Source organism: Virgibacillus sp. 6R, assembly GCF_001895305.1.
Taxonomy (GTDB): domain Bacteria; phylum Bacillota; class Bacilli; order Bacillales; family Amphibacillaceae; genus Virgibacillus; species Virgibacillus pantothenticus.
In genome coordinates, this window is sequence record NZ_CP017762.1 from 4,703,952 (window position 1) to 4,727,440 (window position 23,489).

Below are 23,489 nucleotides of genomic sequence, written 5' to 3' on the forward strand. Positions count from 1 at the left end.
TTCCCAATAGCCATTTTTTGGATTTATGTTACAATAATACTAGATACATAATAGATTAACGGGAGATTGGTAGGTGATAAATTGGTAGATATAGGTTCTATTATCAAATTACAGCGAACAAAGCGTAATATGACACAAGGGGAATTGTCAGAAGGCATTGTTTCATTATCCTACTTATCAAAAATAGAAAACAAGAAGACAAAAGCAAGCCCAGAGATTATTCAATTACTCTGTAACCGATTAGAAATCGAACTCACGGATACGCCAGATGTACAAATCGAAGAAAAATGTAAACAATGGTACGCAATGCTATTTGATCATTTGGACAAACAAGCAATGGTAACAAAGTATGAAGAGTTGCAAGAACTGATGGATCGAAGTATTAATGATCAAACCCTCATGTTCGAGATCCATAAAATTCGTTACTACTGTGTTTTACGTGACCTAGGAAAAGCCCTACAAAAAATTAATGAGCTTCATGAGATGGCAGATTCATTTAACCCTACACATAAATATTACTGGTATAAATTTAAGGGAACCTACAATTCACATAAAGAAGACCATCAACAAGCCATGCAGTATTATAAATTGGCGGAGGAAACTACTAATCTAGCAAATATTACCGACGATGAAATTGCTGATTTACGTTACGCGATCTCCGTGACTCACAGTCATTTGTGGGAGGATCTAGAGGCAATAGAGTATGCAAGACAGGCCATGGAAATATTTCAACGAGATTACAATTTTGCTCGTTGCGCACAATGTCATATTCTATTAGGAATCGCGTATCAAAAAATTGATAAGTCAGATATAGCGATTAAAAACTACAATTTAGCTTTACATTTAGGTGAATTACACAATAATGAGGATGTGATCCATCTAGCACATTATAATCTCGGCTACCTGCATTCATTGATGGGAAACTCTGAAGAAGCAATTAAACATTATTTGGTAGCCATACAAAATAATAACTTAACTGAAAAAATAAAATTAGAATCGCTTACTCGTCTAATACAAGAACTCTATACAATTGGAGAATATGAAAAAGCAGGTAAATACTTACGCCAAACTTCTGAAATATTAGAATCGGTTAAAGAGAGTTTTGAGTATTATAATTATAATAAATTATATGACAAAATTATCGAAATATATACACATTTGTTAAATGGAGAAACAAAGAGGTTTCAATCAGTATTAACAGATGAATTAATACCTTACTTAAAACAAAGAAAAGATTACTATCATTTATTGTTTTATGCAAAAATGCTAGCTACCCACCTAGAGAAAATGGGTAAATATAAAGCATCTTTGCAATATTATAAATTAGCTGATAGTAGTTATCAGCAAATAATTAAATTGTAGAGGAGGAGAATCATGAAAAAAGTAATTTTATCATTTGCGTGTGGGGCGCTACTTCTTGGCGGATTGGTATTTACAAATGTTCAATACGAGGATACAGCAATACTTTTGCCAGGAGTTTCCTCAGTTGAAGTTGAAAATGTTTAATTAAGCACAAATTGGTCACAGAAGTCTTGTATTTAGTAAACTAGATATAAGACTTCTGTATTTTTGTTTTATCAATAAGTAAAGTAAGAAGAGTGGCTTACTTGCTTATCTTTCTAGAAAATTTAAAAGCATTAGCTTTTTTTAATACTCATATCCATATTCTTTATTATCGCCAACTCAAAACAAAGAAGACTCCGTAAGATTGAAAAAGCAATGTATGTAATTACGATGACCGCACCGTTTACTTTTGCATTTATACATATTCTCCTTATTATAGGAACATAATGGTATCTTTCATTATGTGGAATTAGATAACTTCTGGACCGTAGATGGATTATCGCCTTATTTTATACAGTTGGGCGGTGATATTATCGGGTTTATATTACTATTAGAACGCCCATTTTTGAATAAAAGCAATGATTATGGAATAAACGACTTCTTTATACTCAATAAGTACAAAGGAAAAGGTTTGGCTTTCCAGGCTGTTGAAAAATTATTTAAAGAGAAGCAAGGGCAATATTTTGTAATTCAGGTTGCAGAAAATAGACGTGCGATTGCATTTTGGAAAAAGGTTTATAATAGATTAAATATTGAGACCCATGAAAGACAGGACATAATCGATGATGAACTATGTCTAATTCAAACGTTTAAAATTTAATCCACTTAACTCACATCAAGTTTGATCAAGAGGAGAGTTCAGACTTTATAGCTACGCTTGAAATAATTCTAGTTTACATAATATATATTGTTTCCGCAGAATGGTACAATTACGGTTCGCAAGATGCTTTTATAGTACGACCACATATATTATCTAGTACAGCACCGTTAGTTATGTACAAAAAATACTAAGCACATAACTTTTGATTTTTAGCTCAGTCAGAAGCTAAAGTTAAGTTAATTATACTATTTTTAAATGTTAGCGTAAAGTGCACAACATTTAAGGCGAAAAATGTATGTTAGTTATAATTGATCTGAGAGATGGAATCATAACTTTTAAGACGTTCAATTAAAATGAGCTTCTATATTTATTGCCTAAATATGAAGAATTGAGTTGAAATTTGACTCGAATAACATAATAAAGGCTATTCGACGGAATTGGTTTATTTCCATTAGCAGCCTCTCGTTACGGAATTACACCAATATGGGCAGGGGGAAAATACCCATCGTCCGACCCTTTCAAGAAAGATGTATGCGAAGTACAGACAAAGAAAAAAACGAAAAGGGTTCCATGGAAGTTTCGGAAGAACAAGAGATCCATTTCCCACTTTGCTCGCAGGATCTGTGAATTACTTTTCATATTGGTACTAAGGAGAAGAAAAAGAAGGATTTATTCGTCAACTTACCCCATTGGAATGGGAACGTTTAATGGGATTGCCGGAGGGGTGGACAACCCTTGGAAATAAAGATGAGCTTATTAGTGATTATGCAAGATATAAAGCACTTGGAAATGCGATTGCCGTACCGTGTGCTGAATATATTATGGCTGGTATTGCAGAAGTTTTATAAATATAACCAAACTAACGTGTGACAGATTCTATCTGTCATGCTTTTAATTGTCTAAATCAAGGGGGAGTGTGATTTCATTGAAAGAAAATGAAGCACAAGTGATGGATTGGATTGCCGATCATTTTGTTATCGATGAAATTAAAGATTTCTCGCATTTTCCTTATTGAAAATTAATACGTGGTAAAGCCGGAGAAATAGTTGTTATATTTGGGTGTGTGATTTATGGACTTGTGGACTATCGTATATAAGAAGCGTAAGGAATGTGAAATACAAAAAATCACTCCCGTTCCCCGTTTTTTTTTTTTTTTGAATTTTTTGAAATACAAAAACGTATAAGATGAAAACCGATTTTGGAAAATTTAATACTAATTAGCACTGCATTTCGTAGTACTTTCTTACTTCTTTAGAGTGATATTATTCTTTTATGTTAAACTATATAAGAGTATGATATTCAACAATCGGACCACTTAGTGTAAATCATCAATTAAGAATTAATATTTCTGATTCTTATTGTTTCTACTATAAGTAGAATTTAATAAAAAGATGGAGGTGGAAAAGTGTGCAAGTAAGTGATTATATAAATTGGTGGGAAGCAAATAAAGAAACGGGTTTAGAAGATGTAAAAGAAACTTTCTTAGGCTTATTTCCTAATGCAGATTTTTTACCGTCAATTTATCACCCAATTCTATATAAGTATCTTAAAAATCCCCAAATAAAGCATTGGGACAATGATATATTTTCTTTTTCTAAAGATAAAATTGAAGAGATAGAAAGTAGAATAGGAAAAGATGTCATGTCATCGACGCTATTGTCTAATTTCCACCTCTTAGCTTATGCTTATGAAAGCATATTAGATATAGAAGAAAGAATAATGCTGATGAACAGGTTCAAGGGCAGTGAAGAACTTAAAGCTAAAATATTCAGCATTAATATATATAATGATTTATTGAACACTGCATTTAGTAATATATTGAAATTATTTATTGAATTTCAAAGTGTAATTGAGGGTAAAAATCTCATCCAAAAAAATCTGACACCTCAAATAGAATGTCTTGCCAAAAGAGGATTTTTGACAATTACAGATTTAGCTGATTCAAACATTCGCAATGCAATATCTCACGGCGGTGTAAAAGCTAGTGGTACAAAAATGGTGTTTTCTTATCGAAGAGGTGCGCAACACCTTGAACAAGAATCTACCGTATACGAATTTAAAGATTTGCTACTGCAACTTTATGACGGAGTTTCAGCCATAATACTGTCTTGGTTCAGCTATTTATGTGAAGAAAACATAACCTATAATGAGGTATATCAAAATCCCTCTGTCCACGAAGATACTTCACTCTTTTTTGAGAAGCTATCGATGTCTACATTGCTTACTGCTTGCGATAAAGTATATCAGTTAGATATTAATAATAATACTGAGAAAAGACAGCATGTAAATGTCGAATTCACTGGTGTTGATTTAGATATTGATTCAAGAGTTTTTCTAGGCTTATATACGGCTGAAAGAGTATTCCAACTAAGGAATTTATCGCTAGAAGATACTATTATGGTTTTGTTCCATTCTCCGAGGGTGGCTAATTCATTCTTTACAGTCAATGGTTCAGTAATTAATGATTTAGCAAACGGAGTGATAGATCTAGGAGAAGCTTGGAAACGTGTAATTAAAGATAAAAATGTGCTGATGTTTCCAATTAATGATGAAACTAGAAATGAATTTGAAGATTCATTTCGCTATTATCCAGACATAGAAACCGAGGATTACCGCATAACTGAAATTGAAGATATTAGTATAGATGATAAAAAGCGTTTTAAAGCAGTTATTTATCTTATGAGAGCCAAAAGACCTAATCATGTAAAAAAAGCAGTAGAGGAAATCATAAATCAGCTTAAAGTTTTAGAGAACTATGGATTTAGTTCAAACAAAGTAAAACATGGTAATATGGAAGCCGATATAATTTATATGGTCTTTTACAAAAAAGAATTACGCCGTGGAAAAGACAGAGCTTTGTTCCCGAAAAATGATAATTTTATTGCACAAGTTCAATATGATGTGGAGATGAAATTTCCAATCCGCAATGGTTTTGTAGGCCCTCATCTCAAGCTAAGGCGTGAAAAAACAATAGAGTATAATTGGAATCCAAATTTTTAGGAGGTGCTAATATGGCAATGTATGTATATAAAGACAATATGAGAACAATAGAATTTTATGCCCAAGACGCTCTAAAGCAAGATATGGATACACGTTACTACTGTCCAAATCCTAATTGTAACGCTCATATGTATTTATGTGGTGTTGACGGTTTATCAACTGCTTATTTTAGTGCTAATAGAAATGATTTTCCCCATATAGATGGTTGTGGATTTGGTTCATCAAATGATTTTAAGCCTAACAATACTGATGAAAGTGCATTTAACTTTCAGACAGCTCTTGAAAATATGTTGAATTCCAGTTCTCCTACAAAGAAAAAGAAATCTCCTAATACTTATAAAACTGGAGAATCCAATTTGAAACCATTACGAACCATTCGCCAAATTTATGATATGTGTAAATCTTACACTTGTACTCATAGTTATAATAATCAAGTAATTGGACAAATGCTTTTAGATGATAGAAGTGAGTATATGTATCCTAAAGGCGTATTTGGAGGCAAAATTATTGAAGCAAAAGTAAAGGCTGGAAGTTTTTACAATCCAAAAGAACGGGAAATTTATCTAGTAGCTCCAAGCTCACAAAAATATGAATTTGTATTAAAAGTATCAGATGATAAACTATTTTCCTATCTTAGAGATAGTTTATATAATAATCGTGGTAAGTTTATAATCGTAGCTGGGATTTGGGAATCCGCTGGTAAATTCAATGTGTTTCAAACAGGTGTAACTGGCAAACGGCAAATCAAAGTAATAACATAAATAATTCTATTAGCAGTCGGTCTCTAAAGATTGACTGCTTTTTTATGCCTAGAAAGGAGTGATAACATTTTCAAATACAAAGGCAAGCGAATCGGATCCAGTGACAAAAGCCTATTCTATCATACCGCACTAGCTGGTTTCAGCTCCATATTCTTACTAAAGAGGAATTCAACATTTTAAGCCAAAAAATCTTTGTTAATATTTACAATGATTCTGGAGAGATATATGGTGAACCTAGATATAGTATTAATTACAACGAAATAAAAAATGAATTGGTTGATTATTGATTCTGTAAGCAGTTAGATATACACAGATTGCTTATTAATTTAGATTTCTTACTGTTAGATTAAGGAATTGAAATAATAATAATGACTAAAGCGATAGAGAAACAAGTAAGTTGGGAATGTAAATCTGAAAATTTTAAGGGTATGATTGTATGAATTCAGGTTAAAAGATTGATATGTTCCTAAACACTTACACCTTAGTCGATATGTTCCATCAAACGTTTCATGTGGAGTGTGTATCGTTGCTACAAAGAGAAACTATATAGAAATCCTTAGTTTTAAACACTTTCACAAGCATTTCGTGTTTGTAGGAGAAGGTGAAAAAACGAGAAATAAAGTGCTGAAAAACCACATTACCGTTTCGGTGGTAATTGATCTGGGGTGTGGGAACACAATAGAATAAAAACATTGTAAGGCGTTCAAATAAAATGAACGTCTTTTTTTTACGCCTAAAAACGGAGAATAGAAGGTGGAATATGACAAAACTAACTTTAGGAAGTTTATTTGATGGGATTGGTGTATTTCCATTAACTGCTTCTCGTTATGAGATTCAACCAATATGGGCAAGTGAGATTGAAAAAGCACCTATATCTATTACAAAACGACACTTTCCTAACATGATTCATTTTGGAGATATTACTAAAGTAAATGGTGGGGAAATTCCACCTGTTCATATCATTACATTTGGTTCACCTTGTCAGAACCTATCCAATATTGGTAAACGAGAAAGTCTTACTGGAAGTCAATCCAGTTTATTTTATCATGCAATACGAATTATAGAAGAAATGAGGTGTGCAACGAATGGAACATATCCAGTTATCGCTATTTGGGAAAACGTCATGGGAGCTTTTTCATCAAATAACAGGTTGGATTTTAAGACCGTGCTTGAATCGTTCACAAATACCGAAATTCCAATGCCTACTTTTGGAGTCTGGGCAAACGCTGGAATGGTCCGAGGGAATGATGTTGATATCTCGTGGCGATTGTTGGATGCCCAATATTGGGGAAAGCCCACACTCGCTCAAAGAAGAAGACGTATCTTTCTTGTGGCAGATTTTGGAGGAACACGTGCCACAGAAATACTATTTAAGGCCCGCGATTTGCAATCGGTTTTTACGTCTTGCAGAGAAATCAGGCTGTCCTCCACCATTACCAGTAGAATATCTACTCAAAAAGCAAGGGGGGGAAATACCCATCATCCGTCCCTTTCAAGAAAGACGTATGCGAAGTACGACAAAGGAAAGAAATGAAAAAGGATTTCACGGCAGTTTCGGAAGAACAGGAGATCCTTTCCCCACTTTACTCGCAGGATCCGTAAATTATTTTTCATTTTGGTACGAAGGGGAAGAAAAAGAAGGATTTATACGTCAGCTTACTCCATTAGAATGTGAACGTTTGATGGGACTACCAGAGGGATGGACAGCCCTTGGAAATAAAGGTGAAGCGATAAGTGATTATGCTAGATATAAAGCAATTGGCAATGCGATTGCTGTACCATGTGCGGAATATATTATGGCAGGTATTGCAGAAGTTTTATAAATAGAACGAAACTAACGTGTGACAAATTCATTCTGTCATGCTTTTTTAATGCCCAAAATAAGGTGGTGTCTGATTTATATGGAAGAAAATGAAGCAAAAGTGATGGATTGGATTGACGATCATTTCATTTTAAATGAGATAGAGATTGAGGACTTTCCGTTTTTTCCTCATGGGAAATTGATACGTGATAAAAATGGAGAAAGTATGGTTGTTTTTTGGTGTGTGATTTATGGACGTGTAGATTATCGTTTACAAGAAGCATAAGGTGTGATTAACGAGGATAATTATGATAGGTCAGTATTTACATGAGGTGGGTAAGTTAAACTACACATTTTTTTAGTTAAACTTATTAGAGAAGGTTAAATTGGTATTATTTTCTTGGTATGAATATAGAAGTCAGTTACTTTATGATAGACTTAGATTAACTATTATATTGATAAGGAGACTGACAAATGTATTTATCTAACCTACAAATAAGAAATTTTAGAAATTATGAGTCTGAATATTTTGAATTTACTAGGGAAACTAATACTATTATTGGAGAGAACGATGCTGGAAAAACCAATGCTCTTACAGCTTTACGAATTTTATTAGATGATAGTTATTATTACAGCAATAAAACATTAAAGGAATCAGACTTCTTCAGTGAAATTGATGGTGGTTGGCGAGGAGAATGGATAATTATTGCAGCTACCTTTGAAGGAATCACTGAGGAAGAATTGAACAATGAGGTTTTTGCAAGTCTATCTGTTAATTCAGCGAATAAAATAGATGATGTAGAAAATACAAATGCTTTACGAGGGTTAATTTCAAATACTTCAGTAGAAAAGGGAAGCATTAATTTGTATATCAGACCCAATAAAAATATACGAAAGCAATTATTTAATGCTAAAGATGATACTATTCTTTTTGATGAAATAAGAAGTTCTATACGTTTAACTGATTATGAATTTTTCTATACTTCAAAATCAAATTTAGATTTTTCACATGATGATAATTATTGTCAATTAATGGGAGATTTGAACTCGTATGAGGCAACGGATCCAGATGAAGATGATGAGGCTTTATTAGGGGCGAAAATTGATATGGCTGATGTTTTTAAACATATATCCGTTGTATATATTGATGCGCTTAGAGATGTTCTTCGCGAAATGAAAAAACATAGAAATCCAGTGAAAAGAATTGTTGAAACAATTGAATCTAAAATATCTGTAGAGAACATTGATACCCTAAAATTAATTATTCAAAATCTGAATACAACAATCACGAATGTACCAGAAATCAAGAATATTGGAGAAAATTTAAATCGCCAATTAAATGGTATATTAGGGTCAGTATATTCTCCAAATCTACTTTTATCATCTACCTTATCAGATGATATGAGTTCTCTTGCTAAGTTTCTTTCAATGAGACCAGAGGAAGATATTGATTTAGACTTGTTAGGATTAGGTCATTTAAACATGATTTATTTAGCATTGAAAATTGTTGAATTTGAAGCTTGTCGATCAAGAGAATTACTAAATATAATGTTGATAGAAGAACCAGAAGCCCATATTCATCACCATATTCAAAAGACTTTATTTGAGGGGTTGAGCCTTGAAAAAACTTATACCCAAATATTGATGACTACTCACTCCGTTCATTTAGCTGAGGCATCTGAAATATCCAAAATGAGTATCTTGAAATCTTTTAATAACAGTACGATTGTTATGCAACCATCAAAAAACCTCAATATTTTTGCTGAACAACGACTTGAAAAAAAGAATTTAAATTTGATAAAAGCAGTAGAACGATATTTAGATGTAAAGAGAAATGGCCTACTTTTTTCAAAAGGTGTTGTTTTAGTTGAAGGTGATGCGGAAGAAATATTAATACCCGAAATTATTAAAAAAGTTTTTGGCGTAAATCTTGATGAGTTAGGAATTGGTTTGATTAACGTGGGAAGTACGGCATTTGAATACGTTGCCAGTTTATTTCATGATGATCGTATAAAAAGAAACTGTGCCATCGTTACCGATCTAGATAAACAAGTTATCCCGGAGACAGATTCTCTATATAAAAAAACTGCTGAAGATAACGGTTTGAAGAGAAAAGAGAAACTAACTCGATTATTTGACGATAATAAGTGGATTAAAACATTTTACGCTGATACAACTTTTGAATTGGAATTTCTTGAAAGTAATAAGAACATTACGAAGTATGTTAAATCTATATTAGATGACACATTTGACCGACCAACCACAGTCCAGAAATATATCAGTGAATTAGAGGGACAAGATGATTTGAAGCGAAACTTAGCGATGTTGAAGTTAGCTAGAGAAGTTGGAAAAGGATGGTTTGCAATAGAGCTTGGCCAAAATTTAGATATTGCAGCTAAAATTCCTCATTACATTATAGATGCAATTGCTTTTGCTTGCCAAGAATATGTAGATATTTCAATTTATAAAAAAATAGTACTATACACGCTCAATTACTACGATAAAGAGAAAGACTCAAAGATAGTCCAGATAACAAATAAAATAGATTCAAATAATGAATATGAAATTAAAGAAGGTATTAATGAATTTTTAGATTGTTTTTTTGAAGAAGATGAGGATAGTGTTCGTTTTATCAATCAAATGGATAATTATCTTAACATTTTAGGTACAGAGGTTGTAACATGGTAGAAGAAATTACTCGATATTTAAAAGATTTAAATGCCGAGCAGAAAAGCGTAGTTCAAAGTAATGATAATCTTTATGTTACTGCTTGTCCTGGTAGTGGAAAAACTAGGGTACTAACTAGGAAAATTGCGTACCAAGCAACAAAATATAAAGATTCATTAAAAAAAATTATTGCAATTACTTACACTAATAGAGCCGCTAATGAAATTAAGGAACGGTTAGAGACCTTGGGAATAGAAGAAAATAATGTATGGGTTGGAACGATTCATCAATTCTGTTTGGAGTTTATAGTATACCCATTTAAAATGAATTTGGATAGAATCTCAAAAGGATTTACAATTATTGATGATTATACTAAAAGAGAATATCTCAATGAAATAAATGAAATCTTGAACTTAAAACTAAAATCATTTGAGCTTGAGAAAATAGATTTATCTCTTTCATTGGACCTTGAAATTGTTGAAGAAGAATATCCAAAGATTTCCGAAATGTACCATGAAATTCTAAGGGGAAATAAAGAAATAGACTTTGATATGATTTTACTCTTAGCCTACAGGATTTTATTTGAAAATAATGTTGTTACTATTAATATCGCTAACAATATCCGAGCAATTTATGTTGATGAATTTCAAGACACCCGAAATTTACAATATGGAATAATTGGAAGTCTTACAAGGAGAAATAAATCAATTCAAACTCTATTTGTTGGTGATATTGATCAAGCAATATATAGTTCTCTAAACGGAATAGCAAAATCAATAGGAGAACTTGAAAAGGTTACCAACCAAACTTTTATGCCAAAAACTTTACATGGATGTTATCGTTCTACCCAAAGGTTAGTAGACTTTTATTCAAATTTTCAAAGCATGCCCTATCAAATTGAGAGTCGAGGATCTAATAGAGATGAGATTGGGATTATTAAGTATAATTTCAAAATTAATAAGCAAGACTTACCACAGGAAATTAAGAAGGTTATACTAGAAAGATTAGAAAATAATGTTTTGGAGGAAGATATTTGTGTAATATCCCCCCAACACTATCCTCTGTTTGCCTTGAGTGAATATTTGAAAAAGGAATTGCCTACTTGCAATTTCGATGCCATTACTGTATCGCCAATTAAAGTAAATGATCATAGTGCTTTTTTTAAACTGGCTGTCTTGTATTTTACAGAGCCCGGAATAAAGGTTCGAAAAAGGAAACTTATTGCGAATGAAATCCTAAATATTTTTACAAATGAATTTGGTATAGAGATTGGAGAACAATTTATTAATCTTGATCTGTTAAAAATAATTAACTCAGCAAAAAAGAAATTTAGTGAAAATGATGGAGTAGAGCTATATAGATTTGTTACGAATCTATTATTTACTAGTCTTAACATTAGTAAAGAAATATATCCAAACATTTTTAAGCAATATGATGTATTCCTCAAGGAAATGATCCAACGGATAAATAATAATTCTTTATCAAGAGATTTAAATAGTTTTTATAGAATGTTTAAGCAAAATAAAGGAATTACTATAATGACAGCACATAAAGTTAAAGGAGAGGAATACGATACCGTTATAGCTATTAATCTTTTAAAAGGTAAGATTCCTCATTGGGAGGAAGTGATTAATGGTTATGATCAAGGGGAAAATTCCGCAAAGAAATTATTATATGTAATTTGTTCTAGGGCTAAAAAGAATTTATATCTATTTTCGGAAGAAGGATATTCAACTACTAAATCCGGCACACCTTTGATTCCAACTCCTTTATTAAAAAGTGTAACTTTTAACTATAATAAATAATTTTAATAGCTATAAATTCCAGCTCTTTTAAAACAAAAAGGATCAGTGTTATCCAATTTTGAATGATATTAAATGATAAATTTAAAAGTTTTTACTCTGAAATATTAAATTAATTGGTGGTATTACTGAAAAAATATGATATTTTTTCAGGACGTTCAGAAATGGACGTCTTTTTTCTTGCTTAAATTTAGTTTTTTATACGGAAAGGAAGTGATATTATGACACAGCAAATAAAAAAAGGACGATCTCCCCCACTCCGAGTTAGGTATTATACGCATTTAAAATACTATCAGATTCTAAAAATGAAATGAGGTAAAATAATATGGAACTTAAATATGTTATTCCAAATATGGAAAAAACGTTTGGTAATTTAGAATATGCTGGTGAAGGTAAGGTGGAACAACGCCGTATTAATGGACGCATGACAACATTGTCACGTAGTTATAATTTGTACTCCGATATTCAACGGGCAGATGATATTGAGGTGATCTTGCCACAAGAAGCTGGAGAGAAATTCTTTGAACATGAGGAAAAAGTAAAGTTAGTTAATGCTAGGATTACCGTAGAAGGTTATAAAATTGGTGAACGCGGTTTCACGAAATACATTTTACATGCTGACGATATGGTCAAAGCATAAGGAGGAAAAAACATGAGATTAGCAGAAGGAATTGTCATTGATAAAGAAAAGACATTCGGATTATTAAAATTTTCGTCATTACGTCGGGAAGTGTTTCTACAAAACGAAGATGGTACAGTATCAACGGAAGTAAAAGAGCGCACCTATGATTTAAAGTCTCGTGAACAAGGACGTATGATTCAAGTCAGTATTCCTGCATCCGTTCCATTAAAAGACTTTGATTATAATGCGGAAGTGGAACTCATTAATCCTGTTGCCGATACAGTCGCAAATGCAACCTTTCGTGGTGCGGATGTGGATTGGTATATATTTTAATCTTGATTGGATACCATTCGACATATCTAGAAATGTCTTGAAGTGTTATGGGATTATTATGGCTGTAAAGTGCCGACACGCAATATTTAATGAAATATATCGAATTTCATGCCCAGCTGGCTTATGTTCAGTTGGGTTTTTTGTGCACTTCACAATTTTTTTAAGAAAATTACTCTTATTTTTGGCATTTCATAAAAAATCTTGTTGAAGGTTATGAAAGGGGAAATCATCACCCACCTTTGCAGTTGCGAAGGGAGAGGAAATGCATGATAGAACCAGATCGTACCGAATGGCAAGTTCGCTGTGCATTTAACGCCTTTTGTAAACGTGTATTAAAGAATGAAACAATTAATATTTATAATGAAAGGCGTCAACAACAAGCAAAGGAGCTGACATTTTCTGATCTAGAAGAAAATCAACTTTATACCTTAGATAAGCAATATGAAGGAGAAGAAGGAGAAAGTCTACAAGTGGCTGGTAAGAGAGTCACTCTAAAATTACTTGCTGAAGCGCTACGTACTTTGCCGAAAGAAAAGCGTAAGACAGTCCTACTATACTACTTTTTTGACAAATCAGATGTAAAAATAGCTGAGCTACTAGAGATTCCACGTAGTACCGCTCAGTATAGGCGGACAAGCTCTTTTAAAAGGTTAAAGCGATTTTTGGAGGAACATGCAGATGACTGGGATGATTGATGCTAACACGAAAGACAACGAACGTGGTTTATTACCGTATCCAATTATTATAGCTGCAAGTAAGGGTGAGCCAGAAGCAATGAAAGTAGTTGTTCTACATTATGGAAGCTATATAACAAGCTTATCCATGCGTAAGCTTCGTGATGAACAAGGAAGCACTTATTGGGGCATTGATGAAGATACACGTGATCGTTTACGTTCAAAGCTTATGCAAGGTATTCTAGCTTTCAAGATTTGATGAAATAACGGTTAGGTTTTCCCTTTCGTTAATCATATGTTTGTTCTTTGACAAAGAAAGCATGGAAGATAAAACACCGTGCAGGATAAACAAAAAATCAGATACGTTTTACTGATGATGAGCCACCTGATTCATACGCCATGACTTTCGTTAGGAACGAGCGATCATCTATGAATCTAACGCAATCGTGGTGGATTGCTGGCGATAACCGATCAGTATGGATAATGATACTCCCCTACCGTCATGGTTCGAGCGTTCAAAGCGTCGCAAGCTATGAGTAGGGCTGGAAGAAATACTTGCAGGGGTGAAATTCCCGAGGAGCTGCACCAACAGCCGTCTGATTTTTATAATAGTTAAGTAAACTAATTGAGTAAGGAGGTAATGACAATAAGTAAACAAGTGCCTATTGAGCAATTGATAACAACCAAGTCCACTTTAATTGAAGCTTTGGAAACAATGAAAGAATACAAATTTTGGTCGGCTTCCACACTAGCTAGCTATCAACATGATGTACAAGAGTTTGAAAATTTCCTTTGTGATATTGGTTTAAATCCCTTTTTAGAAAACGGTAGGCTCGATTATGTCCAAAAATGGATTAAGAAACAAAAGGAGGAAGAGAGGGTCAGTGTTTCTACTATTAAACGAAGAATAGCAGCTTTATCATCCCTTTATTCATTTTATCGTGATTTAGGAATTGTTAGTAGAAATCCTTTTAAAGTAATTACATTACCAGTTGGAGAAGCAGGTCATCATTCGCCTATTTTAACGTTAGAACAGTTACGACAAGTTTATCATTATGCAGAATTACTTCAAAAAGAGCATCATCCAGCAGCAATGACTATAAAGACACTTATTTTTACAGGTTTAAGAAATGAAGCTTTAACAAACTTATCTGTAAAACACATACATCTTGACAAACAATGGTTAAAATATGAGCATGAATATATTAATAGCAAACATAAAGTCCAAATCATTCCGTTACCTTCTAAACTGCTTTCGGAGCTTAAGGAACACATCGACATGTACCAACTTCAACCCAATGATTCACTATTATATGGTTTAAATGGACATCCCTTAAAGTCAAAAGCATTGAATCGGCTCACGAATCATATCTGTGAAAAAATGGGATGGAAAGGGTCACTCCACATGGTTTTCGGGCAACAATTTCTACTATTCTAGCAGAAAAAGGGGTGGAGATGACTGCAATTAAATTTTTGTTAGGGCATAGCCAACAAGATAACCTTAAATATTATGTTCGAAAAAATTATCGATTATTAAATATCTTAAGAAGAGAAATTAATCGTATGGAAGATGAATTAATGATAGAGAAAAATTTTGTAGAAGAAGATAAAAATAAATTTACCACGGAAGATGAGAATCAATTATCTTCCGTGGAGATAACAGAAAACAATGAACCAATTATTTCCAAAGAGGCCTTTTTTCAATTGATAGAAAATGATCCAAAATTAGCATCTATACTGATTGAAAAGAAGTTAGTGAATTTATAAATAAAGAAATTACAGTTTCCATGCGGACATAACTTTTCGCTTTTGTTTCATGTTAATATGCGTATACATGCCAGTCGTACTAAGACTTTCATGACCAAGAAGTTCCTGTAATACTTTTAAATCAACATCTTCTTCATTTAAAAGTATTGTCGCAAACGTGTGTCGCAAATGATGTAATGAAAATCGTTCTGGTGGTAAACCAGCTTGCTTCAACAGTTTTTTAAATACGCTATGCAAACCACGGGGATCTATTTGAGTACCTCGATAACTTAAAAAGATTGGTTCTGTTGGATAAGTGCGATGCGCTGGCATTGATTTCTTATAGGCGATCAATAAAGGAACGACAATATCGTGAAGAGGGAGGAGACGTTCTTTTCTCCTTTTTCCGATAACACGAATAGTGTTTGTGTCAAAATCAATTTGTTCCCAGGTTAGATCAACTAATTCTTGTCTACGCATGCCAGTTGTCGCTAATAATTTAAACATCGTTTCATTACGTAAGGCAAAATCACCAACATCTTGTTCTAAAAATGAAAATAATTGTTGTAATTGCGATAAGGACATATACACTGGCAATTTTTGATCAGATTTTGGCACTTGCACATTTGCCATAAAATCATTTTTTAACCAATTTTCTTGAATCGCATATTTACTAAAAGATTTTAAACATGAAATTCGCCGCTGCAATGTCCGTGGCTGTATTTTATGTTTTAAGATTTGCTCCTGAATAAAACGTCTTGATGTCGATGAGGATTGTTCATGCATTTTAAGAGAACGGTTGTGATTAACTAAAAATTGATGAAAAAGTTCTAAGTCATATGCATAGGATCGAAGTGTGTTATCAGAATAATTTTTCTCAACTTGCAAATAGAACAAAAATTCATCGATAGCTTGTGGGAATAAGATAGTTTCCATGGTAACGACCTCCAATAAATTTTATTATGGAGCCGTACCAGTAAGATATATAGCGACATAAGCAATTATCGAACCGACATTAGGAATTATTGGTACAGTACCTAAAGTTAAAAGGACACTGTATTAATGAATTCCTAATAAAAGTTATTATGAGAACTTAGAGGGTGAAGTTATGGTTTCACTTGGAAACATTCTAGTTTACATAATATATATTATCGGAAGTTAGTGGTTTATCATCTCAAAAACTAAGTATTCTTGTGATAATGAGACAAAAACAAAAAAATTACTATGGATTATGGTTCATAGTAATTTTTTTGTTTTAGTTTAGTTTATCTGGGTCCATTTTCTTCAAAGGTTTGTTTGCTGGCCCGTTAATAACTTCACCCGTATATGAAAACCGCGAACCGTGACACGGACAGTCCCAAGTGCGTTCTCCAGAATTCCATTCCACTTCACATTTTAAATGCGTACATGTTGTATCGACAATATGAATTTGATTTTCTATATCTTTATAAACTCCGGATCGTTTGCCATTTATTCGTGTAACTGTTGCTTGATCGGTTTTTAACTGTTCTAAATCAAATTGATTATTCGTATTATCTAATTTACCTTGTATCATCTGTTTTGCTACATCTGTATTCGTTTGTACGAATTTTTTTATTGATGGATCGGCTTTAAATCGTGATGGTTCAAACAGTTCAGCATATTCATTTGTTACCTGCATTATTAAGTCGGTTAATATGTTAGCTGCAGCAGTTCCATTTGTCATTCCCCATTTACGGAACCCTGTTGCAACAAGAATATTAGGTGTCGACTTTTTTAAATAGCCGATATATGGAACTTTATCCAATGTTGTTAAATCTTGCGCAGACCAGCGATAATCATACGAGGCTACTGTAAAGTTTTCCTCAGCGAACGCTTGCAAAGATTTAAAATGTTCATGTGTTGGTTTGCCTTGACCTGTTTTATGATTTTCACCACTAATTAACCATAGTTCCTTTCCATCCCATTTCGTGGAGCGCACAGATCTAGTTGGAGATTCTGCATTAATATACATTCCACCTGGATACTTCTGAGTTGCTTGCATGCCTAATACGTATGCACGCTCTGCATACATCCTTGTAAAATAAAAACTATCTCGATCATAAAACGGAAAATGCGAGGCAGAAATAATATGATTACATGTGATGCGATGACCTTCTTTGGTTACAATCACAGGGCTTGTATGATTATGGTCTATATCCACTGCAACGGTATTTTCATAAACGGTTAAGCCGTTCTTTAAACTTTTTTCAAGTAGTGCAGTTAAGTATTTTAAGGGATGAAAATGGGCCTGGTTTTGCATTTGTAAAGCTAATTTCATTGGGAGTTGCAATGGCATTGCCTCCAGCAACTCACTTTTAATCCCTAATTGATCATAAGCAGCTTTTTCTTTTTCTAAATCATTTTTCCACTGATCAGAATTGGTATAGATAAACGCATCATCATGATAGTAATCACACTTAATTTGTAATTCTTTTATAGTGTTTTCGATAAATTGCTTAGCCCCATCCATTGCTTTATAATAAAGAGTAGCTTGTTCTAGTCCAAAATGCTGGATAAGCTCATCATAAATAAGACCATGTTGGGCAGTGATTTTAGCTGTTGTATGACCGGTGGTTCCTTTTAAAATAGGATTTGCATCGATCAATGTGACCTTTACATTTTGTTTTGTTAACAAATAAGCTGTTGTAATTCCTGTAATTCCCCCACCAACGACCCCCACTTCTGTATGAATGGAAGTATCTAATGATGGAAACTCTTTTAGCTTTGATGTGTCACGCCAATAAGATTGTGAGTGTTCAGGCAAATGAAAATGAACCAAGAGCCTTCACTCCTTTCTATCAATATTTATAATTATACATAGTATGGGCAGTAATTGTTTGTTTTAGTCGTTAAGTATGTTTAACATTTATCATTAATGGATATTTTTAAATGAGGTGATAAATATGCGAATACACGCCATTTTTCATGGTCGCGTACAAGGAGTTGGCTTTCGCTATTCTGCCAAACAGAAAGCAGTAGAATTAGACATTCGAGGCTGGGTTAAGAATAACGAGGATGGAACAGTTGAATTAGAAGCAGAAGGCAGTGAAACTAATTTGCAACGATTTATAAATGCTTTAGAAAACGGTATGAACCCTTTCATAAAGGTGACTCATATTGACCAAAAGACTTACGAAAATGAAGCTGGTTATTCGAAGTTTTCTGTCAGATAAATGAACGTTTGATTAACGCTACTTAACTGAAAAAAAGCAAGCTGTTGAATAAAGCAGCTTGCTTTTTTTCAGCACTTTATTGTTCTTCAAAAAATTTCCGGTTTAACGCTATATATTCTGTTTCCTCTTCAGGAACTTCATCTTCCATATAAATTGCTTCCACTGGACATACAGCTTCACAAGCGCCACAATCAATACATATATCAGGGTCGATATAAAACATATCTTTCCCTTCTTCTATGCAATCAACAGGGCAAACTTCTACACATTCTCCTGCTTTTTCATCTTTACACGGTGATGTAATTACAAAAGCCAAGACGGCTCTCCTCCTTCTTCGATCCATCCAACAATAGTAAGTAGATATTTAATGATTGTACTAGTTATTATAACGCATTTATAGCAAAAAATGAAAGTGATATCGTAAACTATAACGAATAGCTGCTAATAATAGCTTACCAATTCGTAATAAAATTGTGTAATCGGATAAAGTGTAGTCTTAATTAGATCTTCAAAATAAGTCATTAATTCTTTGCGTATATTTGAAAGCCAACTTTGATAGAATTTATTAGCATCGTTGGTTAATTCGGTTTCATTTATGTCATATATGTCAAAGAATTGAACTTTTAGTTCATAAGCCTGTCCAAGCTCTGGAAAGTTTTGAGTCCATTTGTCCAATGAACTTCAGCTTCTTTCGCAACAACAGCATATGTTATTTTGTCATAGGGATGCTCTATGGAAAGTCTCTTCAGAGCATTCATAATTCTGTCATATGGTTTCAATTACAACACCTCAAATTCTTCATATTATTTATGTTACAGGTTTAACTCGAATCACTCGCAGTACACAAGATCTATTTGAATTAATCGATAACATACAAAGTAAAAAGGTAAGGTTAAAATCACTAAAAGATACATATGGCTCGATTTATCAGAAGATAATCCATACAGCCAATTCTTAATTACGGTTATGGCAGGTGTGAACCAACTAGAACGGGACCTTATTCGAATACGACAACGTGAATGGATTGAGCTAGCTAAGAAAGAGGGAAAGTTTAAAGGCGGTTAAAGAAGTATCATAAAAATCATACAGGAATGAATTATGCAGTAGAGCTTTATAAAGAAGGAAATATGACGTTAAATCAAATTTGCGAAATTACCAATGTGTCTAGAGCGTCATTATATAGAAAGCTATCGGAAGAGAACAAATAATCATTCCTTACTCCATTAAAGGGTCAGATTGTGGAATAAACACTCGGTAGATATTGATGTGTGTCTTCATATATAGCTTTTTTCTTTCGTTTGTGGAAAATGATGTTAGAATAAATAATGGCTGATGCTGTGATGGAAGCAGGGGGTAAGGTAATTGGCGTTATACCTGAGAAGTTAAAAAATGTTGAAATAGCACATCAACAACTATCTGAACTTCATGTTGTTAATACTATGCATGAAAGAAAGGCATTAATGGTAGAGTATGCGGATGGGTTTATTGCATTTCCTGGTGGTTCTGGGACTTTAGAGGAATGGTTTGAAGTATTTACTTGGGCTCAACTAGGATACCATAATAAACCTTGTGCATTACTCAATATCAACAATTACTACACACCAATTTTATCTCTTTTTGACCATATGATTGAACAAGGATTTATAAAATCGGCGTATAAAGATTTATAGTCATGGACAATAATTCAAAAGAGTTAGTAAAAAAACTTAAAGATTACAAAAGTACCTATATACATAAATGGCAATAATAAAATTAAAATAACTTCAGAAATAATTAAAGAAAGAGGAAGAAATCTTGGAACAGCTGCTAAAAGAAATTAAGTTACTCAGTCAAAAAGAACCAAAAACGTTAGAGCAAATGGCATTAAAGCTATCAGAGGAAGTTGGCGAAACCTCCCAAGCTGTACTATCTTACATAAAAGCAAGCGGAAGTGAGTACAAACAATTAGGAATCGGAGATGTAAAAGAAGAATGTATTAATGTTATTTTAGTAGCCTTAGCTATGTTTTATAAATTATCCGAGAACGATAAAGAATTACACCAGTTAATTAGTAAAAAGTTGGATAAGTGGGAAAGCAAGTTCAGTTAACGAATTTTCGTTCTTTTAAGAAAATAAACAAGAGTTAACTGAAGAATTAGGAGATGTATTAGGTAATTTAATAGTGATTGCAAACAAGTACAATATCCCTCTAGAAGAAGTGTTTCAGTCACATAAAAAGAAGCTGTCAGAACGTTATTCTAATGATTAGGCTAAACAACAATCGGGTGCTTTAATGGAGCAATGAAAAGGCCTAATTTCTCAGCATTAAAATGAGAAATTAAGCTTTTTTATATTGAAATTTCCTCCTGACGCTACCCTTAATGGTGAAAGTCAACAGTAATCCTTATCCAATTTATCCTGCTATGTATTAACAAAATGCTGTCAAATTTTTAAAATAGATTATGCTTTATAACAGTTTATTTGTTGTTTTTCCACACGATTAACGCTGTCATGTATTCATTAAAAATAACCCCCCGAAAAGTTAGATATCTTACTCTAACTTTTCGGGGGAGTATAAATGTGGTGGTTATTTTCCTTATTGCATTTTGCCACTATATTGTTTTAAACAAACAATAGCCTCATAAATAAGTATTTTCTACAGAGAGTGAACAAGGCTATTCGCAACTATTTCACTTCTTCAAAATATTCTTTGCGAAATCCGCCAATGCGATTACTGTTATCAATGATAAAGTAAAACTCATCTGTTTCATTTTTAACATCATAAATCTTTCCAGGCGTTAATTTGTTATTCACTACAAACTTTTTCGCATCGGCATGAACGCATTTTAATTGCTTTATAGTTTTTCGGTTTTCCCAGTTTAAATGAATCATAATTGTTATCCCCTTTTTTAGTTTACATAATATTATTACCGTCTACTTAATCTTTAAATAAAGTGACATACTCTCCGTAGCCTTCTTCTTCTAGCTTGTTTTTTGGAATAAAACGCATAGCAGCAGAGTTCATACAATAACGAAGCCCTCCTTTATCTTTTGGACCATCTTCAAACACATGTCCCAAATGCGAGTCTGCTTCCTTACTTCGGACTTCTGTACGTATCATTCCGTGCGTTGTGTCGGTGTTTTCTACAAGTTGATAACGATCTATAGGCTTGGTGAAACTTGGCCAACCACAACCAGCATCGTACTTATCCTTGGAAGAAAATAGCGGCTCACCAGACACGATATCTACATAAATCCCTTCTTCTTCTTTATCCCAATATTCATTTTGAAATGGCCGTTCTGTCCCGTTTTCCTGGGTCACATGATATTGCATAGGCGTGAGCTTTCGCTTCAATTCTTTTTGATCATACTTGTTTTTCCAGTGCTTATTGATAAAATCCTCCCTGCCTGATCCTTTTTTATAGAGACGATAATGAAACCCATGCTTCTTATAATAGTCCTGATGATTTTCTTCAGCAGGATAAAAAGGCTTTGCAGGGAGGATCTTGGTCACGATTGGTTTCGTGAACCTTCCACTAGCTTCAAGTTCTTTTTTAGAAGCCTCGGCTTCTTTCTTTTGCTGTTCATTATGATAGAAAATCGCAGTTTGATACGATTCGCCGCGATCATTAAATTGACCACGAGGGTCAGTAGGGTCTATCTGCTGCCAGAAGGTATCCAATAACTTTTTATAGCTCATAATATTTGGGTCAAATTCAATTTGAACTGCTTCCACATGTCCAGTTACATTAGAACAAACTTGCTCATACGTAGGATTTTCGACAGACCCTCCTGTATATCCAGATGTGATGCGGATAATCCCAGGGCGTTCATCAAACGGCTCAACCATACACCAAAAACAGCCTCCAGCAAATGTTGCATACGCTTTTGCTGTAGCATTCATAATTATCATCCCTTCTACGTATTTTCCTCTATTTTTCCCTTTATAGAAGAAAAAATCAAGTTGGGAGCATTATAAATCAAATAAATAGCTTTGGGATAGACTTTCCAATCTGCTGATTATCGCCCACGGGCTGTCCTGCAGACTGTTCAGTTTGATCTGTGTTGTCCAAGTCATTATCGGAAGGTGAATCGGTTGTTTGTTTTTTGGTATCTTCACTTTCTTCTTCATCATTAAACGAATTAAATGCTTTCATCATCCGATACATCGCAGGAAGATTCTTTACCATTGGTCCATATTCTTTGACGAGAGGCGTGGCCTGCTGAACAACATTTAACACCTGCTGTACATTATCCAGTGCACCATTTAACCCCCCAGCTCCTTTTAAAAATCCTCCACCAATAGTATCCACTCCAGTTTGTGGTCGTAAAAGGCTCAGCAAATTTCGTAATTTCCCTCCTTTAGAAAGTGATTGTCCCCCTGGCATCGGAGCTCCGGAAAAAGGACCAGAGGGAAATGGGGTTCGAGGAAAACGATGCTGAGGATTAAAAGGTCTCATATTATTACCAAAATTGCCTTGTGGCATATGAAATGGGAAATTGGTCGATTGGTTTGGTGGAAATACCATATGATCATACTCCTTTCTTAAGCAAATCACCTATAAGTAGTGTACGTTAGCCTGCAAAAATAGTGTAGGCTCAGCTGCAATAAATCATTAAAGCTGCTGCTATGTACTTGGATTCTAACACTTCTCTATAAATGGTTGCATAAAACTAGGATTTCCTTTCCCAACAGTAGGAAATAACTAACTCTAAATCAAGCATAATATTTCCCGGGCAACCGCA

21 protein-coding genes and 6 pseudogenes are annotated in these 23,489 nt (G+C 33.6%); 20 read left to right on the forward strand and 7 right to left on the reverse strand.

Translation table 11 applies throughout. The features are described from left to right. Positions 1-66: 66 nt before the first annotated feature. The 15 genes and pseudogenes from BKP57_RS21310 to BKP57_RS23050 all read left to right on the forward strand — a co-directional run bounded on the left by BKP57_RS21310 (position 67) and on the right by BKP57_RS23050 (position 15,591). Positions 67-1,362: a helix-turn-helix domain-containing protein gene (locus BKP57_RS21310; protein WP_232231272.1), complete on the forward strand. Its 1,296-nt coding sequence runs from the start codon at positions 67-69 to the stop codon at positions 1,360-1,362. Positions 1,363-1,374: 12 nt separating this feature from the next. Next, entirely contained in the window at positions 1,375-1,506 is a 132-nt protein-coding gene (locus BKP57_RS23200) for a hypothetical protein (RefSeq protein WP_257786695.1), read from the forward strand. Positions 1,507-1,789: 283 nt separating this feature from the next. Further along, positions 1,790-2,164, forward strand: a pseudogene (locus BKP57_RS21315) (GNAT family N-acetyltransferase); the annotation flags it as partial. A gap of 689 nt (positions 2,165-2,853) precedes the next feature. Continuing rightward, positions 2,854-3,012, forward strand: a complete 159-nt coding sequence (locus BKP57_RS23040; RefSeq protein WP_083547342.1) for a DNA cytosine methyltransferase — start codon at positions 2,854-2,856, stop codon at positions 3,010-3,012. A gap of 559 nt (positions 3,013-3,571) precedes the next feature. Beyond that, complete coding sequence (locus BKP57_RS21325; protein ID WP_072742328.1) at positions 3,572-5,164, forward strand: hypothetical protein; 1,593 nt, start codon at positions 3,572-3,574, stop codon at positions 5,162-5,164. An 11-nt stretch (positions 5,165-5,175) separates the two neighbouring features. Further along, on the forward strand, positions 5,176-5,925 hold the full coding sequence (locus tag BKP57_RS21330) for a hypothetical protein (protein ID WP_072742329.1): 750 nt from the start codon (positions 5,176-5,178) through the stop codon (positions 5,923-5,925). A 760-nt stretch (positions 5,926-6,685) separates the two neighbouring features. Next, positions 6,686-7,748, forward strand: a pseudogene (locus BKP57_RS21335) (DNA cytosine methyltransferase). A 78-nt stretch (positions 7,749-7,826) separates the two neighbouring features. Next, the gene (locus BKP57_RS21340; protein WP_072742330.1) at positions 7,827-8,012 is read left to right on the forward strand and encodes a hypothetical protein; all 186 of its coding nucleotides are present in this window, start codon (positions 7,827-7,829) and stop codon (positions 8,010-8,012) included. A 188-nt stretch (positions 8,013-8,200) separates the two neighbouring features. Continuing rightward, positions 8,201-10,414, forward strand: a complete 2,214-nt coding sequence (locus BKP57_RS21345; protein ID WP_072742331.1) for an ATP-dependent nuclease — start codon at positions 8,201-8,203, stop codon at positions 10,412-10,414. Beyond that, a complete protein-coding gene (locus tag BKP57_RS21350) occupies positions 10,408-12,198 on the forward strand; it encodes a UvrD-helicase domain-containing protein (RefSeq protein ID WP_072742332.1) in 1,791 nt (596 codons plus the stop codon). The genes BKP57_RS21345 and BKP57_RS21350 overlap by 7 nt, the downstream gene beginning before the upstream one ends. Positions 12,199-12,520: 322 nt before the next feature. Beyond that, a complete protein-coding gene (locus tag BKP57_RS21355; protein ID WP_072742333.1) occupies positions 12,521-12,835 on the forward strand; it encodes a YdcP family protein in 315 nt (104 codons plus the stop codon). Between the two features lie 12 nt (positions 12,836-12,847). Then, a pseudogene (locus BKP57_RS21360) lies at positions 12,848-13,144 on the forward strand (YdcP family protein); the annotation flags it as partial. A gap of 272 nt (positions 13,145-13,416) precedes the next feature. Continuing rightward, positions 13,417-13,845: an RNA polymerase sigma factor gene (locus BKP57_RS21365; protein WP_072742334.1), complete on the forward strand. Its 429-nt coding sequence runs from the start codon at positions 13,417-13,419 to the stop codon at positions 13,843-13,845. Further along, positions 13,829-14,083, forward strand: a complete 255-nt coding sequence (locus tag BKP57_RS21370) for a helix-turn-helix domain-containing protein (RefSeq protein WP_072742335.1) — start codon at positions 13,829-13,831, stop codon at positions 14,081-14,083. Before BKP57_RS21365 ends, BKP57_RS21370 begins: the two co-directional genes overlap by 17 nt. A 456-nt stretch (positions 14,084-14,539) precedes the next feature. Beyond that, positions 14,540-15,591, forward strand: a pseudogene (locus BKP57_RS23050) (tyrosine-type recombinase/integrase). 9 nt (positions 15,592-15,600) lie between these two features. Here BKP57_RS23050 and BKP57_RS21385 read toward each other — a convergent pair. Both BKP57_RS21385 and BKP57_RS21390 read right to left on the reverse strand, forming a co-directional pair. Further along, positions 15,601-16,506: a tyrosine-type recombinase/integrase gene (locus BKP57_RS21385; protein ID WP_232231277.1), complete on the reverse strand. Its 906-nt coding sequence runs from the start codon at positions 16,504-16,506 to the stop codon at positions 15,601-15,603. Between the two features lie 319 nt (positions 16,507-16,825). Beyond that, the gene (locus BKP57_RS21390) at positions 16,826-18,370 is read right to left on the reverse strand and encodes an FAD-dependent oxidoreductase (protein ID WP_072742338.1); all 1,545 of its coding nucleotides are present in this window, start codon (positions 18,368-18,370) and stop codon (positions 16,826-16,828) included. A 124-nt stretch (positions 18,371-18,494) separates the two neighbouring features. Between BKP57_RS21390 and BKP57_RS21395 the strand changes: the two genes are divergently transcribed. Then, a complete protein-coding gene (locus tag BKP57_RS21395) occupies positions 18,495-18,764 on the forward strand; it encodes an acylphosphatase (RefSeq protein ID WP_050352885.1) in 270 nt (89 codons plus the stop codon). Between the two features lie 76 nt (positions 18,765-18,840). Here BKP57_RS21395 and BKP57_RS21400 read toward each other — a convergent pair whose 3' ends face one another. Beyond that, positions 18,841-19,080 (reverse strand): ferredoxin family protein, encoded by a 240-nt coding sequence (locus BKP57_RS21400; RefSeq protein ID WP_050352886.1) that lies wholly within the window; start codon positions 19,078-19,080, stop codon positions 18,841-18,843. 125 nt (positions 19,081-19,205) lie between these two features. Continuing rightward, the gene (locus BKP57_RS21405) at positions 19,206-19,439 is read right to left on the reverse strand and encodes a transposase (RefSeq protein ID WP_050352887.1); all 234 of its coding nucleotides are present in this window, start codon (positions 19,437-19,439) and stop codon (positions 19,206-19,208) included. A 127-nt stretch (positions 19,440-19,566) separates the two neighbouring features. On the opposite strand from BKP57_RS21405, the pseudogene BKP57_RS21410 reads away from it, so the two are divergent. The 4 genes and pseudogenes from BKP57_RS21410 to BKP57_RS21425 all read left to right on the forward strand — a co-directional run. Then, a pseudogene (locus tag BKP57_RS21410) lies at positions 19,567-19,972 on the forward strand (recombinase family protein); the annotation flags it as partial. Positions 19,973-20,089: 117 nt separating this feature from the next. After that, on the forward strand, positions 20,090-20,434 hold the full coding sequence (locus BKP57_RS21415) for an LOG family protein (protein ID WP_232231279.1): 345 nt from the start codon (positions 20,090-20,092) through the stop codon (positions 20,432-20,434). 124 nt (positions 20,435-20,558) lie between these two features. After that, complete coding sequence (locus BKP57_RS21420) at positions 20,559-20,852, forward strand: MazG-like family protein (RefSeq protein WP_072742339.1); 294 nt, start codon at positions 20,559-20,561, stop codon at positions 20,850-20,852. 19 nt (positions 20,853-20,871) lie between these two features. After that, positions 20,872-21,012 (forward strand): annotated as a pseudogene (locus tag BKP57_RS21425) (MazG nucleotide pyrophosphohydrolase domain-containing protein); the annotation flags it as partial. Positions 21,013-21,428: 416 nt separating this feature from the next. Here BKP57_RS21425 and BKP57_RS21430 read toward each other — a convergent pair. The 3 genes from BKP57_RS21430 to vrrA form a co-directional block, all read right to left on the reverse strand. Then, on the reverse strand, positions 21,429-21,635 hold the full coding sequence (locus BKP57_RS21430; RefSeq protein WP_050352889.1) for a DUF6501 family protein: 207 nt from the start codon (positions 21,633-21,635) through the stop codon (positions 21,429-21,431). A gap of 46 nt (positions 21,636-21,681) precedes the next feature. Continuing rightward, positions 21,682-22,647, reverse strand: coding sequence for a peptide-methionine (R)-S-oxide reductase MsrB (gene msrB, locus BKP57_RS21435; protein ID WP_050352890.1), 966 nt, complete (start codon positions 22,645-22,647; stop codon positions 21,682-21,684). 76 nt (positions 22,648-22,723) lie between these two features. Continuing rightward, positions 22,724-23,272 (reverse strand): VrrA/YqfQ family protein, encoded by a 549-nt coding sequence (gene vrrA, locus BKP57_RS21440; protein WP_050352891.1) that lies wholly within the window; start codon positions 23,270-23,272, stop codon positions 22,724-22,726. Positions 23,273-23,489: the final 217 nt, after the last annotated feature.